General features: G+C 46.2%; 13 protein-coding genes and 1 other annotated feature. Of the genes, 1 reads left to right on the plus strand and 12 read right to left on the minus strand.

The window, feature by feature from the left end; all coding sequences use genetic code 11:
- Positions 1–57: 57 nt before the first annotated feature.
- Both leuS and G4O42_RS14325 read right to left on the minus strand, forming a co-directional pair.
- Entirely contained in the window at positions 58–2,472 is a 2,415-nt protein-coding gene (gene leuS / locus G4O42_RS14320) for a leucine--tRNA ligase (RefSeq protein ID WP_007613214.1), read from the minus strand.
- A gap of 109 nt (positions 2,473–2,581) precedes the next feature.
- Positions 2,582–2,795: a binding site (T-box leader), on the minus strand.
- Positions 2,796–2,897: 102 nt separating this feature from the next.
- Positions 2,898–3,233, minus strand: coding sequence for a DUF4257 domain-containing protein (locus G4O42_RS14325; protein ID WP_015418038.1), 336 nt, complete (start codon positions 3,231–3,233; stop codon positions 2,898–2,900).
- A gap of 387 nt (positions 3,234–3,620) precedes the next feature.
- Here G4O42_RS14325 and ytvA point away from each other — a divergent pair, with 387 nt between their 5' ends.
- Positions 3,621–4,406 (plus strand): YtvA family blue-light photoreceptor, encoded by a 786-nt coding sequence (ytvA, locus tag G4O42_RS14330; RefSeq protein WP_032873584.1) that lies wholly within the window; start codon positions 3,621–3,623, stop codon positions 4,404–4,406.
- A gap of 41 nt (positions 4,407–4,447) precedes the next feature.
- On the opposite strand, the gene G4O42_RS14335 is transcribed toward ytvA, so the two are convergent.
- The 10 genes from G4O42_RS14335 to G4O42_RS14380 form a co-directional block, all read right to left on the minus strand.
- The gene (locus tag G4O42_RS14335; protein WP_032873582.1) at positions 4,448–5,632 is read right to left on the minus strand and encodes an MDR family MFS transporter; all 1,185 of its coding nucleotides are present in this window, start codon (positions 5,630–5,632) and stop codon (positions 4,448–4,450) included.
- 195 nt (positions 5,633–5,827) lie between these two features.
- Positions 5,828–6,547 carry a YwaF family protein gene (locus G4O42_RS14340; RefSeq protein WP_032873580.1) on the minus strand — a complete coding sequence of 240 codons (720 nt, stop codon included), beginning with the start codon at positions 6,545–6,547 and terminating at the stop codon, positions 5,828–5,830.
- A gap of 107 nt (positions 6,548–6,654) precedes the next feature.
- On the minus strand, positions 6,655–8,595 hold the full coding sequence (locus G4O42_RS14345) for an FtsX-like permease family protein (protein WP_032873578.1): 1,941 nt from the start codon (positions 8,593–8,595) through the stop codon (positions 6,655–6,657).
- Positions 8,592–9,344, minus strand: coding sequence for an ABC transporter ATP-binding protein (locus G4O42_RS14350; protein WP_007613227.1), 753 nt, complete (start codon positions 9,342–9,344; stop codon positions 8,592–8,594). Before G4O42_RS14350 ends, G4O42_RS14345 begins: the two co-directional genes overlap by 4 nt.
- A gap of 105 nt (positions 9,345–9,449) precedes the next feature.
- Positions 9,450–10,454 carry a sensor histidine kinase gene (locus G4O42_RS14355; RefSeq protein ID WP_032873576.1) on the minus strand — a complete coding sequence of 335 codons (1,005 nt, stop codon included), beginning with the start codon at positions 10,452–10,454 and terminating at the stop codon, positions 9,450–9,452.
- The gene (locus G4O42_RS14360) at positions 10,447–11,142 is read right to left on the minus strand and encodes a response regulator transcription factor (RefSeq protein ID WP_007613229.1); all 696 of its coding nucleotides are present in this window, start codon (positions 11,140–11,142) and stop codon (positions 10,447–10,449) included. Before G4O42_RS14360 ends, G4O42_RS14355 begins: the two co-directional genes overlap by 8 nt.
- Positions 11,143–11,205: 63 nt before the next feature.
- Positions 11,206–12,516: an ABC transporter permease gene (locus G4O42_RS14365; RefSeq protein WP_012118242.1), complete on the minus strand. Its 1,311-nt coding sequence runs from the start codon at positions 12,514–12,516 to the stop codon at positions 11,206–11,208.
- Positions 12,506–13,201 (minus strand): ABC transporter ATP-binding protein, encoded by a 696-nt coding sequence (locus tag G4O42_RS14370; protein WP_007408816.1) that lies wholly within the window; start codon positions 13,199–13,201, stop codon positions 12,506–12,508. Before G4O42_RS14370 ends, G4O42_RS14365 begins: the two co-directional genes overlap by 11 nt.
- Positions 13,202–13,216: 15 nt before the next feature.
- Positions 13,217–14,197 carry an ABC transporter permease ytrC gene (locus tag G4O42_RS14375; RefSeq protein WP_032873574.1) on the minus strand — a complete coding sequence of 327 codons (981 nt, stop codon included), beginning with the start codon at positions 14,195–14,197 and terminating at the stop codon, positions 13,217–13,219.
- A 36-nt stretch (positions 14,198–14,233) separates the two neighbouring features.
- Entirely contained in the window at positions 14,234–15,220 is a 987-nt protein-coding gene (locus G4O42_RS14380) for an ABC transporter permease (RefSeq protein ID WP_032873572.1), read from the minus strand.
- Between the last annotated feature and the right edge of the window lie 13 nt (positions 15,221–15,233).

The raw sequence follows: 15,233 nt of genomic DNA on the forward strand, positions 1-15,233 counted from the left end.
TCTATGATAGAGGCCTGATAAAAAAGCCCCTCTCTGTAGGAGAGGGGCTTCGTCCGGTCAGTTTGCCACGATATTGACAAGCTTGCCCGGTACGGCAATGATTTTTCGGATCGTTTTTCCTTCAAGCTGCTCTTTTACTTTTTCGTCAGCTTGTGCGAGCTGTTCTAACGCTGCTTTATCAGCATCAGCCGGAACCATTAATTTCGCTTTTACTTTTCCGTTCAGCTGGACGACGATTTCCACTTCATCGTCCACCAGTTTTGATTCGTCATAAGCAGGCCAAGCCTCGTATGCAATCGAACCTTCGTGGCCGAGTTTTTCCCACAGTTCTTCAGCCAAATGCGGCGCAATAGGAGAAAGCAGCTTCACAAAACCTTCGATATAGTCTTTCGGCAGTTCATTCGCTTTGTAAGCTTCATTAATGAAGACCATCAGCTGAGAAATGCCCGTGTTAAAACGAAGGGCTTCGAAGTTTTCTGTCACTTTCATGACCGTTTCATGATAGACGCGCTCAAGAGTTTCGCCTGCGCCTTCTGTCACTTTGCCCGTCAGTTCGCCGTTTTCCTCGATAAACAAACGCCATACGCGGTCAAGGAAGCGGCGCGCTCCGTCAAGACCTGATTCAGACCAGGCGATAGATGCATCAAGCGGCCCCATAAACATTTCGTACAGGCGGAGCGTATCTGCTCCGTGAGACGCCACAATTTCATCCGGATTGACGACGTTTCCGCGGGATTTACTCATTTTTTCATTATTTTCCCCGAGAATCATTCCTTGGTTATACAGCTTTTGGAACGGTTCTTTCGTCGGCACGACACCGATGTCGTAGAGGAATTTATGCCAGAAACGCGCGTACAGAAGGTGAAGCACGGCATGCTCCGCTCCTCCGATGTAAATATCAACAGGCAGCCATTTATCCAGTTTCTCAGGTGACGCGAGCTGATCCGGATTTTTCGGATCGATAAAGCGGAGGAAATACCAGCAGCTTCCCGCCCATTGCGGCATCGTGTTTGTTTCTCTTCTGCCTTTTTTGCCCGTTTCAGGATCAGTGACTTCCACCCACTCTTTAATGTTGGCAAGCGGTGATTCACCTGTTCCGCTCGGTTTGATTTCATCTGTTTTCGGCAGAATCAGCGGCAGCTCTTCCGCCGGAACGGCTGTTGACGTGCCGTCTTCCCAATGAATAACCGGAATCGGCTCGCCCCAATAGCGCTGGCGGCTGAACAGCCAATCACGCAGACGGTATGTCACTTTTTTCTCACCGTTTTTCGTTTCTTCAAGCCAGGCGATCATTTTTTCAATCGCTTCCGCTTTATTCAGTCCGTTCAGAAAGCCGGAATTGACATGCTCTCCGTCTCCCGTGTACGCTTCTTCTTCCGTGTTTCCGCCTTTTACGACTTCTTTGACAGGCAGGCTGAACACTTTGGCGAATTCAAAATCACGTTCGTCATGCGCCGGCACGGCCATTACAGCGCCCGTTCCGTAAGAGGCGAGGACATAATCCGCTATCCAGATCGGCAGCTTTTCTCCGTTTGCAGGGTTTACGGCATATGCGCCTGTGAAGACGCCCGTTTTTGTTTTCGCAAGATCCGTCCGTTCCAGATCACTTTTCGCCTGAACTTCTTTAACATAAGCGTCTACCGCTTCTTTTTGTTCAGGCGTCGTGATGGCCTCCACAAGCTCATGCTCAGGAGCCAGTACGGCATAAGCCGCGCCGAACAGCGTGTCCGGTCTTGTCGTAAACACCGTAAACGTGTCATCAGTGCCGTCGATCGCGAAATGCACGTTTGCGCCTTCTGAGCGTCCGATCCAGTTGCGCTGCATGTCTTTAATGCTTTCCGGCCAGTCAAGTTCTTCTAAATCTTCAAGAAGCCTGTCCGCATAAGCGGTGATTTTCAGCATCCATTGTCTCATCGGACGGCGTTCAACCGGATGGCCGCCCCGCTCGCTTTTGCCGTCAATGACTTCTTCGTTCGCAAGCACCGTTCCGAGCGCCGGGCACCAGTTGACCGGCACTTCGTCTACGTAAGCGAGCCCTTTTTCGTACAGCTTGGTGAAGATCCACTGCGTCCACTTGTAATAGTCCGGATCAGTCGTATTGATTTCACGATCCCAATCGTAAGAAAATCCGAGTGATTGGATCTGGCGGCGGAAATTATCTATATTTTGTTTTGTGAACTCAGCCGGATCATTCCCCGTGTCAAGCGCGTATTGCTCGGCAGGAAGCCCGAACGCGTCCCATCCCATCGGATGAAGCACATTGTATCCTTGCATGCGTCTCATGCGCGAAAGGATATCGGTTGCCGTATAGCCTTCCGGATGTCCGACATGAAGGCCGGCTCCTGAAGGATACGGGAACATGTCAAGCGCGTAAAACTTCGGCTTGTCATTCTCTTCACTGACGGCGAACGTTTTATGATCCAACCAGTAATTCTGCCATTTCTTTTCTATTTTTTCGTGCTGAAAACTCAACGTAAAAACCTCCTTCTGATTGAATACGGCGTATGTAGTCCAAGTATTGACGGGATGAGAAAGATTATATTCAGATTATTCTAAAACTAAAAAAAACTCCCTCATCCCAAAAAGGGACGAGAGATTTTTATTTCCCGCGGTACCACCCTCGTTAGCGCGGTTTTAAGCCGCACTCACTTGATACTTTTAACGCAGTTATGCGTCAGCGGTTTTGCCGCTGCAACTCTGAGGCGAGTTCGGAAACAGACTTGATTGACTTGCACCGGCCGTCAACTCTCTGATTGCAAAATCTGCTTCTTACTGCTCCTCTTCACTGTTCTTATCGCTACCGTAATCTTACCTGTATTTTATAGAATTCTGTTCATAAGTGCAAGCAGGTTTGTATACAATGGGAATGTACCCAGAACGGGTCATGAGCGGGGATATTATTTTGATGGAGGATTTTTTTGCTGGTGTGGTTTTGCTTCGGCCGAATCACTGTTTTGTTCTCTGACAAAATCAAAGCTCCTGAGAACAGCTTCTCCGCCGTAGCCTGCGATTATGGATAAGATGACGAGTTGAATTCCTGAATCGGGGTCAGCGGATAAGACAAGTAAGATGGAAGCAGCCATTCCGATAAAACCATCTTCCAAAAAACCGAGATAGATAAACCGCTTTGTCATTCTGGGTTTCTCCAGCCTGCCTCTCTTTTTCACATGACCGAGAACCCCCATGATGCCTCCAATTACACAAGCAATTATTACCTGATGCAGCATCTTCATCACCTTCCTAAAGCCCTTATTTAGTAAAGCGACTTCAGGCCATCCAGCCCCCTTACGAATACGATGATATTCGATATCTACATACCGGCGATTGAGCAGGAAAGTAAAAAGCTTGTTTCTTCCATTATATGTGAACACATGATCGGTAAGCTTGATGCATTAGATTCATTTTTCACCCAGTGACAATGACCTAGTCACTTACTTAGCAATGTGTGCCTTCCCCTTATATATTCAGTGTATATGAGGACAAGCCCGAATGACAAATTGCAAACTTCGGCTGCTTGAATCAGAACATATGTTATGCTACGGTTACTGTAGATTCATTTAAAAAGGGGAGAAACAACGGCTGAAAAAGCGCACAGCTTTACGGCCAAAAGGGGGTTTTACATGGCTGACTCAAATGTATTCGGAAAACTGGAGCAGCTGGAGCTTATCAAAAAGGCGCTTGATCACGCACGCATCGGCGTGGTGATTACAGACCCCTCTCTTGAGGACAATCCCATCATATATACAAATCAGGGATTTATGGATATGACAGGCTACTCTTCCGAAGAGATATTAGGTAAGAACTGCAGATTTCTGCAAAGCAAAGAAACCGACCGTCAACAAGTCGCGAAAATAAGAAAGAGCTTAAACCAGAAAGAAAAGATCACGGTGCGGCTGAAAAATGTCAAAAAAGACGGCACCCCATTTTGGAATGAACTCAACATTGATCCTCTGTATGTTGAAGACAAGCTCTATTTTGTCGGTTTTCAAAAAGACATTACAGAGCAGAAAGAATACGAAAAGCTCCTTGAGGATTCCCTCGCAGAAATCACGACGCTGTCAACGCCGATTGTTCCGATCCGAAACGGCATCTCCGCTTTGCCGTTAGTGGGAAACTTAACGGAAGAACGATTTGATTCAATCGTGACAACTTTGACGGACATATTAACCGCATCTAAAGATGATTACTTAATTATAGACTTATCAGGTCTGGCCGAGGTAAACGAACAGACCGCAGACCGGATTTTCAAATTGCACCATCTGCTTAAATTAATCGGCACGGAATTGATTATTACCGGGATCAAGCCTTCCCTCGCCATGAGAATAAATCAGCTTGATGCCAGCTTTTCTTCATTAAAGACATATTTAAACGTTAAGGACGCGGTCAACGTGCTTCCGGTCGTATAAACAAAAAAATCCCGCCGAAACAGCGGGATTTTTTTATGTCGTCATCGCACTTGGACGTTTTGTTTATTAACGGTTTTCAGGCGTTTGTCGTACAGCACCGTCGCTGCGATGCTGACAACAAGAAGCACCATCAGGATCAGCAGCAGCACGCTCATGCCGTACTGATCAACCAGCACGCCGCCAAGGAGCGGCCCGATCATTCTGCCGCCCGTCGCCGCACTGTTGACGAACCCTTGGTAAAACCCCTCTTTCCCCTTAGGCGCAAGCTGATTGGCAATGGTAGGCACGGCAGGCCAGACAAGCATTTCTCCGACAGTTAAAATCACCATTGCGGTGAGGTACATCGGAAATTGCTTGGCGCTGAGAAGCACGCCGAACGAGACGATAAAAATACAAAAGCCGATGACCATCTGCGTTTTTAACGCACCGGACCATTTTCTCAGAACAGCTCCTATGAGAGGCTGTCCGGCGACAATTAATATTCCGTTTACGGTCCAAAGCACACTGTATAATGAAAGCGGCATACCGATGCTTTGAGTATGTGACGCAACGGTTGTGGACCACTGCGAATAGGCAATCCACCCGAGAACATACCCGCCGCTCAATATGAGAAGCGCCGTAAATTTCGTTCTGCTGCTGACAGGCTCGTAGTCCAGGACAGAAACCTGGCTCGCATTTCCGGTTTTGATATTTCGAAACCCGAAAAATACGATAAGGAAAAACAGCACATACAGCATAGCATTGGCTAAAAACACGTACGTAAACGAGTACGCCGCAACCATCCCGCCGAGTGCCGAGCCCACGGCGACACCTGCGTTCTGAGCTACATAAATCGCATTAAAAGCTCTCCGCCCGCCTTCTTTCCATACCGCTCCCGCCATGGCATAACTGGCCGGAAACACGATACCGGAACCGAAGCCGACAATGATGAGCAGCCAAATATAAACGGGCCATTGGTGAAACAGAACGAGTCCGAGAAGACTTGCCAATGTGATCATAATGCCGAGCATAATGGATTTGAATCCGCCGATTTTATCAAACAAAAATCCGCCGCATAAATTCCCCGCCACACTGGCACCGGAATTCAGCATCAGAACAATCCCCGCAACAGTCAGCGATTTCCCTAAATGATTATGAATATAGATCGTATTCAGCGGCCACAAAAAAGATGCGCCCGTCACATTGATAAACATTCCGATGATTAATATCTTCAAAGCGCGCGGCATACCGATCCCCCTCTCTCTATAAAAAACCCCATGAAAAAACGGAAACCGCAAGCCGCGGCTCCGTATCGAACACGTTATCATAGCACATTCATTCTATCGCCGCGGACGTCTTTTTTCAACATCAGAATCCGAAAAAAATAATGCCGGAATGTTGAAAAAATTACAAATGATTGGATTCACAAAAACAGGCCGGCCTCATGCTCTTTTCCTCAGCAGCCAAAACGGAATATACAGAATGAAAAAGCTCAATATCACCGCCGCTTCCATTGATAGAAGATACCACGGCCAAGGTCCGAAAACATTCAGAAGCGAAGCGGTCTTCGGTTTTTTCATTAAATATAGGTAATTTGCATTCAGCACACGATCAATAAAAAAGACACACGCCCCGTACAGATTTACGATCAGCACCGATACCCACAGCCCGCGCGCCGACGGCCTGTACCTTTCTGAAGCAGCCATGAATAGACAGGTAAGAAAAACACAGCCGTGGGAGACGAAAAACACGATGTACCGAAAATGAGGGAAAGAATACGCCCCTAAATCAGGTGTTGCCATCGCCTGTATAGCGCTGCCCAAACCGGCAAAATAGAGGAAGGCGAACAGTTTTTTGCTTTTTGTCATGACCATCAGCATCGCCAAATAGACGGAAAGGTCGCTCAGCTGCAGCGGCAGAGCTGTTTTCAGCGACCAGGCATGATGACATAGCAGCCATATATGATAGCTGATCTGCGACACGGCAAGGAGAATGAACAGTACATAGCGGATCATGCGATTCGACCGGCCGTGGTTGAGCTTTTTCCGGAACATGATCACGCCCGCCCCCAGCAATCCGATGATCAACAGCGTGAAAATGTGTTCCTTGGAAAAAAGATGAAAGGTCCCTGTTTCAGATTTCAATTGAAAATACTTCTGCATAAGGCTCCCCCGCGCGAAAAAATGACGTATGTCTATTCTTTTAAAAATCGCTTTCTTCTATTCATACAAAAAAAGCCTCCGCTTATGCGGAGGCTCCTCAACTTGTTTTACAATGCGGATTGAATGACCTTTTTATAGTATAGCACCGACAGCATGCCGAAGATGGAGTACAGCAGCGTATACAGCGCCATGACGATGATCATCGGCGTCCACACTTCCGTTCCGAATAAAAACCATCCTGACTGAACGGCAAAATAGCTGTGGAACAGCCCTAGAACGAGCGGAATCCCGAAATGATACGCCTGCTTCCGGCGGATGCCTTTCAGCAGATCTCCCGTTGTGAAGCCGAGCTTCCGCAATATCGTGTAATCAGCCTTCTCATCCTCACACTCGCCCATTTGTTTAAAATAAAGGATACAGCCTGAGGTGATCAGAAAGGTCAATCCCAAAAAGCCGACAATAAACATGATCAGCCCCATATTTTTCTTTTGAGTGTCAGCCGTTTCAAATTGCGAAAGCGCGCCGTCTGAATAGTGCTGCGCCTGAAACAGACCATCAGCTTTTTGGATGTCCTCTTCACGTTTGAGTGTAATGCCGAAAAACCGATTTGATTTTCCCTGAATGGACGGGTCGATATCTTTCTCGATCCGGTCGAATACCTGCTGCGTGACGATAACGGTCGGCAGCCCTCCGCTTGTAAATGTATATGACAGGAGGAAGTCGTTCTTCAAGCCCTTATACGCCAGCGGTATTTTATCCGTTTTGCCGTTTATATCAATGGAACCCGACGTTTTCAGGTCGAGAAATCTTTTCATCATATCATTATATCCGGTAAACACGGCTTCTCCGTCAGAAAGCTCCGTCCCTTCTGCGTCTTTCTCGCTTATAATCGGCAGCGCCAAGCTGGACGGGTCTTGTTGAAAGTTTTTCATATCGCCGTTTATGATGTTCTTCATATTGACACCGGCTTGAATGGTCTTGATTGTTTTCACTTTGTGTTCAATTCCGTCTTTCTTCAATAAAGCGGTAAATGAGTCAGTCTCCTTTTGGTTATCAAACGCAAAGTCCGCGGCTGTATTTTGCTCAGCCGATTTTTCCGCGGAGTAGTACGAGATATAGCTTAAAGACAGCAAACCGATTGCCAGCGCCGAAAGAGTCGTAATAATCGTCAGCAATACGGCGTTTGACTTCATCCGGAACATGATGGATGACAAAGACAGCACTTCACTGACATTCAGATACCCGCCTTTTGATTTCCGGATGAGATTTGCCAGAAAGCTGACCGAACCTTTATAAAACAGATAGGTTCCGATAATGACCGAGCCGAGAATAAACACCATTGCCGAAAACAGTTCATTCATGCTCGTAAAACTGCCTCCGAATAAATGCGCGGACACGGCATAGCCGGCGATAATGGCCGCAATACCGACAACGCCGATCGACATCTGCACCCAAGAAAGCCGTCTTATGCCGCTTTCTGACGATGACGCGGTTTTAAATAAAGACAAAATGCTTTGCCGTTTAATAAATAAGTAATTCATCACCATAATCAGCAGGTAAATTGCCCCGAACACAATTAACGTCTGAACGAGCGCCTTGCTTGAAAAAAACAGTGAGACAGAGGCTTTCACACCGACTGTATGAAACAGCATCATCATACATAATTTCGAAAGAGAAAAGCCGGCAAAAATACCGATCCAAATCGATCCGAAATACAAAATGAAATTTTCTGTGCTGAGTATGCGGAAAATGTGCATTTTCGTCATGCCGATTAATCGGAATAAGCCGATTTCCCGGCCGCGCCGTTTAATAAAAATGGTGTTGGCGTATAAAAGAAATACCGACACGATCGCCACAAGCAGTACAGAGGCGGCCCGGATTGCCGCCGCTCCTTTTATGGAGCTTTTCATTTCATCAAGCGCCGGATCGTATTGCATCGTGACAAACGCGAAATAAAGGGCGGCGCTGAACACCAGCGCAAAAACGTAAAGGTAATAGTTTTTCATATTCTTTTTCAGGTTCTGGAAGATCAAATGATGAATACTCATGCCTGAACCCCGCCCAATACACTTTGCGTTTTCATAATATCCTGAAAAAAGTCCGGTCTGTCCTGACCGCCTTTATTCAGCTGTGTATACACACGGCCGTCTTTAATGAAAACCACACGTCCGGAATAGCTGGCGGCAACCGGATCATGCGTCACCATCACAATGGTGGCGCGGCGTTTTTGATTCAGACGGCTGAGTTTATTCAGTAAATCCATGGCAGCCTTTGAATCGAGCGCTCCGGTCGGCTCATCAGCAAAAATAATGCCCGGTTCGTGAATAACAGCTCTTGCGGCAGACGTCCGCTGTTTTTGCCCGCCGGAAATTTCACTCGGATACTTATGTCGCAAATCATAGATCCCAAGCTCCTCTGCCGTCTCGGCAAATCGCAGGTCCGCCTCTTTCTTAGACATTTTCGTAATGGATAACGGCAGGAGTATGTTTTCCTTCACGGTCAGCGTGTCCAATAAATTATAATCCTGAAAAATAAAGCCGAGATGCCGTTTTCTGAATTCGGCAAGCTGTTTTTCTTTCATGGATGTTATCTCCGTCTCATTCAGTTTAATGGTGCCCGCGCTCACTTTATCAATGGAGGAAAGCACATTCAAAAGGGTCGTTTTCCCTGATCCCGACGGGCCCATAATGCTGACGAATTCCCCTTTGTGAATCTGAAGATCAATTCCTTTCAGCACCTCTTGTTTATTCAGCTTGTTTCCGTAGCTTTTTTGTATATTGCCTGCTTCTAAAATCATCGCGTTATGATTCTCCTTTTACATTGGTTATCTTTATTTTAAAAACAGAAGCCGTTTTTTTCGTTTGATTAAGCGAACAAAAGAGAAAAGCATGTGACACTTTTGTCACACGCTGAACATGCTGACGGCATCGTTCTGTTTCGGAAACACCAAGGTAAAAACCGTGCCGCTTTCCGGCTCAGAGCGCACGCTGATCTGTATGAGAAGCGGAGCCGCGGCTTTTCGAGCCAAATACAGGCCCATCCCCGTTGACGCGTGATCACGCCTCATTCGCGTCGAAGTAAATCCCTTTTCAAAAATGCGCGGAAGATCTTTGGGCTCGATGCCGATGCCGCGGTCTTCAATATCCACGTGCACCCGGCCGTTTTGTTCATAGCTTTTTACGGTAATGTCATCCGCTTCACTGTATTTGACGGCATTGCTTAACAGCTGCCTGATGATGAAGGAAAGCCATTTTCCGTCACTGTGAACGTCTGGTGAATCAAGCTGAATGTCAAACCCGATCCCTTTTTGTATACACCATGATTGCAGATTTTTAATTTCTTTGAAAACGAGCGGTCTGAGCTGAACGCGCTGGAATGATAAATCATTTTCAATAAAGGACAATCGTTTCTGATGAAGCTGCTGGTCCAGGAGATGGTGAATCCGCAGCCATTCATACAGCAAAGGGGCTTTCAGCGGCTGTTCATCAAGGCGCTCAATCATGAGATGCATCGCTGTCAGCGGTGTTTTGACCTCGTGAATCCATGACATCAGATCGTCCTTTTCATGCTCTGAAGCCGCCTGAAGGTGAAGTGAGCTTTTTCGTAATTGCTCCGTCTGCCCTTCAATGCTTTCTTCAACGATAGACTCAAACGGACTGTCAGGCGCTTTAAGATAAGACATGTCTAAATTGGCGTCCCACTCTCTTAAGCTTTTATAATAGGCGGTCTCTTTACGATAGCGGAACAAGAGAAATACAAGAAACACAAGAAGCGACAGGTAAACGAAATACAGCACTGAAAAAAACGGAATAGACGGATCAATATATGCCGCAAAAAGGAGCACAGCCTGCTGCAAAAGAAACATCGCAATCCAGCTTTTTCTTTCGAGCAGAAATGATTTAATCATAAAGACCGTCTTCTTCCTTTGCGATGTATCCCTGCCCCACCTTGGTTTCAATCATTTTCCCGATGCCTAATTGTTCGAGTTTTTTCCGCAGCCGGTTGACATTCACCGTCAGCGTATTATCACTGACGAAACGTTCATCATTCCAAAGGCTTCTGATGAGTTCTTCCCGACTGACGATTTTATTTTTCTGCTCAGCCAGCAGTTTTAAGATCAGCATTTCGTTTTTGGTCAGCTCGACCGAACCGTTTTTACGGCTGACCGTGTTGGTTTCTGTGTCAATGACCGCCCCGCACCATCTTTTCATCAGCGCCGGTTCTGTGCCGTATTGATGCACACGGCGGAACACCGCCTGTATTTTCGCGATTAACACATCAAAGTGAAAAGGCTTCTGAATAAAATCATCTGCCCCGAGCTGCATCGACATGACCATATCCGCGGGATGATCACGCGAGGACAAAAAGAGAATCGGCACGTTTGATTGGGAGCGTATCATTCTGCACCAATGAAAGCCGTCAAATTTCGGCAGCTGTACATCAATGATCACCAAATCAGGCTTGATTTCGGAAAACTCCCGGATGACCCGGCTGAAATCTTTTATTCCGTGCACCGCAAATGACCAGCCCGTTAATCTCTCTTTCATCTCGTGAAACAAAGTGTTATCATCTTCTATTAACAAAATGTGAAACATGGTATCCGCCCTTTTCTGATAAATAGAGGAAAAACCGGCTGATGTCCAGCCGGCTTTTTTCCTTTACAGTTCTCTTCTTAATGCGGTCAGAACGTTGGTTTTTGTCGCTTTGCGGGCCGGATTCATACCGGAAATCACCGCGACCCCCGCACAAATGACAACTGCGATCACAACGAGGCTGAGCGGGATATAGGAGAAGGTATAATGAAGATCTTCAGCTCCGGTGTTTCCCCCTACCGCTTTTAAGATAACCGGCACAGCCAGATTGACGGCAAAACTCACTCCGTAAGAAATGATAATCCCGATGACAGAACCTAATATCCCGATATAGGCGCTTTCCATCAGGAACATTCTGCGGATGATGGACGGGCTTGCGCCGATCGCTTTCATAATCCCGATTTCCTGCGTTCGTTCCGTCACCGCCATCGTCATCGTATTGAAAATACCGATAGCAGAAATCACGACGGCGATAAAGCCGACAAAGATCAGGCCGATTTTAAAGACGAGGAAAAAGGTGTTGACGCCCTTCAGCTCGGTAGTGACAGACCTGACATAAAAGCCGTCATCCGTGAGGTCATGGGTAAGCTGATCGACATGATCGAATTTGTCCGCATACACATTGATGCTTTTTTCCGCATTTCCATTCTTCAGATCCAAGAATGTCGAGAAGTCTTTCTTGAATTGATCACTCACAAAAATATTTGTATCCTCCATCCAATCTTGGGACGGTTTTTTTGTAATTCCAACTACTTTAAAGTCGTACGTTTTCGTTTTTTCAACGTCTCCGTCTTTGTTTGTTTTGGAGATGCTCAGCTGTATCGTTTTATTAAGCAGGTCTTTCGTATAGCCTTTTGGTTTTTTCACCTCCGACATGTCGCCTTGGTGATCCTTTAACTCTTTGTCGTAAGCGTCAGCCTCTTTTTTCGTCAATAGGTTCTTCGCAAAATCATAGCCGACCACGATTTCATTCTCTGTGCGGGCGACCCTTCCCTGATCAAGCTCCATATTGGCTTTGACTTCATCGTTCATGTTTGTCAGCACAATGGCTGAATCTTCATTTGTTCGGTTTCCCAATGACGCTTTATTCGGTTCATACACTTGTGTTCTTTCAACGACAGACTTGACATTTTTATACTTTTCCAAGTCTGATTTCTTCACGGCTTTTCCGTTTTCTTGGCCGAGTACGTTGATTTCCGTAACAATCTGCTGGCTCATCGTAATGTCTGTAATCGTTTTTTGGATGCCGAATCCGACGGAAGCCAGCACCACTAAAAACGCGCACGCCATTGTCGTTGCCAGCACCGTCATGAAAACACGCAGCCGGTTTTTCTTCATATTTCTTCTGATAAAGTGAATCTGATCCTTAAATCTCAACAGTAACGCCCCCTTTTAATACACCGTCATGCAGCTGGAATTTTGAATGCGCGATCGAAGCGACTTCATCGTCATGCGTAATGATGACAAATGTAATCCCGCGCTCCCGGTTCAGCTGCTGAATTAATGCAAGCACCTCAAGTTCCGTCTCTGAATCAAGGCTTCCCGTCGGCTCATCAGCTAAAATAATCGACGGATTTAAAATCAGGGCTCTTGCGATACTGACACGCTGCTGCTGGCCGCCTGACAGCTCATTCGGATAATGATTCGCATGATTCTCAAGTCCGACCCGTTTCAGCATATCCGCGACCTTCTGCTTGCGTTCAGACGGTTTGACGCCTTTTAAGGCAAGCGGCATTTCAACATTTTCATAGGTTGTCAGACTCGGAATGAGCTGAAAACTTTGAAAAATAAAGCCGAAATGCCCGAGGCGGAACTGCGCCCACTCTTTTTCACTGAAGCCCGTCACATCAGTGCCGTTAATGACGATACGGCCCTTCGTCGGCGCTATGTATCCGGATATTAAATTCAGAAGCGTTGATTTTCCGGAACCGCTCCGACCGACGATACAGGCAATTTCCCCTTTTTCAACGGTCAAAGAGACATCCTTCAATACCGGAACTTCACTCTCTCTGCCTTTCCTGCCGATTTTAAATGAATGATCAATATGCTGTACTTCTATCACGTACACCACTCCCCCTTATATCTGTTTCGTTTTTTTATAGATGAAGTAATAACTGATGAAAAACCCGATAATCGCACCGAGAAGCATGCCGAATATGTAACCGGTATACGAGCCGTTATAAGCATATCCGCATACCCCCGCACTTCCCAGCATACTGAGCACCATGACGAGCACTTGAATGATGCGCTCAATGTGTTTGCTCAGGATAAAATGACCGCTTCGTTCACTCGGCATTTTCAGGAAATTCGCATAGCCGAATAGATAGAAACAAAATCCCATTAATGCGGAGATTAACAATGCGTGTTTCATGTAATACATCCATGATGTATGGATGTAAGCGGCAGGCATGAAATAGATCAGAAACCCGCTCCAAGGGAAATCAATATCCGGCACAGCCTGCCTGCCAAAAAGGAACTCAGCGTTTAACAGGTAAATCGTCATAACCACGATCGGAAAGACGGAAACCGTAAACGCCGTGATCAGATGTGCCGCTAAATTGCCCGTTATCGTGCCGGCAGCTGTCACTAATGCATAAATCATCAAGCTGATGACCAGCATCCCTGCGCTGAATGATTGAAAATGATGGACAGCGTCAGGTTTAAGCGCCAGAAACAATATGTCAGATACTCCGTAAGAAACAAATTGCGAGCCGGCTAACACGGCTGCTCCCAAGAAAAACTTCGTATGAAATATCCGGCTTCTCGAATACGGAAGACTCAGTGTAAACATCCTTTCAGCCCGGCCTCCTCTTATCAGAAAAAGCCCCATCATAACCGGAGGAATGAAATGCAGCCCGATCAAATTCCGATTGCTGTAATCAATGCTGAACGTACAAACTGAATCTGAATATTGATGAAGCGCACTCAAACAATCCTTATAGTGAAAATATTCATTTATAATTGCCAAAGGGCCTAAAATAGCTAAGAACCCCGCTGTAAGAAGCAGCAGCGTCTGCCGCTGCTTCCATTCTTTATAAAGCAAACCGCTAATCGGCACCTTGCTTTCCTCCAAACTGTTCATTTTCAAACAGATCTACATATGCTTTGACTTCCTGTAAACCGTAAAATAACTGATGAAAAACCCGATAATCGCGCCGAAGATAATGCCGGCTAAATAGCCGAACATCGTGTCTGTGACCCCATATCCGAAAACGCCGAAACCCATAACGGCAAAGGCAATCACCAATATCTGCACCGGCCGGTCCAATTTTCTCCAAAGAAAGAATCTGCCGTTCCGTTCATTCGGGTGTTTCAGAAAGCTGACGTAACCGATCAGATAAAAGACAAGGCTCATCACAATCGGAATGATTAAAATCAAATCTCTTTCTCTGATCCAGTCGTTAAACACATATACAATAGGGGTTATAAATATAAAAAGACGGGATTCGATATAACTGCTGATAAAAGAAAATTGATCTCCGACACTAAAATCGAAAACGACCTCCAAATTCGCGGCCGGCAGACCGATGAGTAAAAAGGGCAGAACCGTTACTGTAAACGCCGTTAACAGCTGGGCGAATATCTGTCCCGTTAATGCTCCGGATGCCATTAACAAGGCGTAAGCCATAAAACTGATGACAATCATTCCGATTGAAAAATGATCAAAATCGTACGTATGGCTCGGTTTCAGCAAAGATATCAGCAATGACGCCGCTCCATAGCCTATCACCTGAGGAACAACAATGACTGCCCCGCCGAGCCAGAATTTCGTCTGAAAGATTTGGCCTCTGCTGTAAGGCATGCTTAACAAAGCATCCATCGTTCCCTTTGTCCGTTCTAACCCTAATAAGAAGACAGCAATGATAACACTCACAATCCAGCTGAAGGAAAGAAGCGACCCATTCGTATAATTAACAACGAATTCACAATCTTGAAGAGCTGGGTTATTCAAACATTCTTGATATGTTGAGTAGTTGTTATAAACCATAAAAGGGTTTGCCGCCATTAAAAGAATGCCGCTGCATAAAAACAACCACTGATTTTTCTTCCATTCTGTGTACAACAATCCCCGCGGTATCATTCCGGCCCTCCTT

It is taken from the genome of Bacillus sp. LUNF1 (assembly GCF_011008975.1).
In the GTDB taxonomy this organism is placed as follows: Bacteria; Bacillota; Bacilli; order Bacillales; family Bacillaceae; genus Bacillus; species Bacillus velezensis.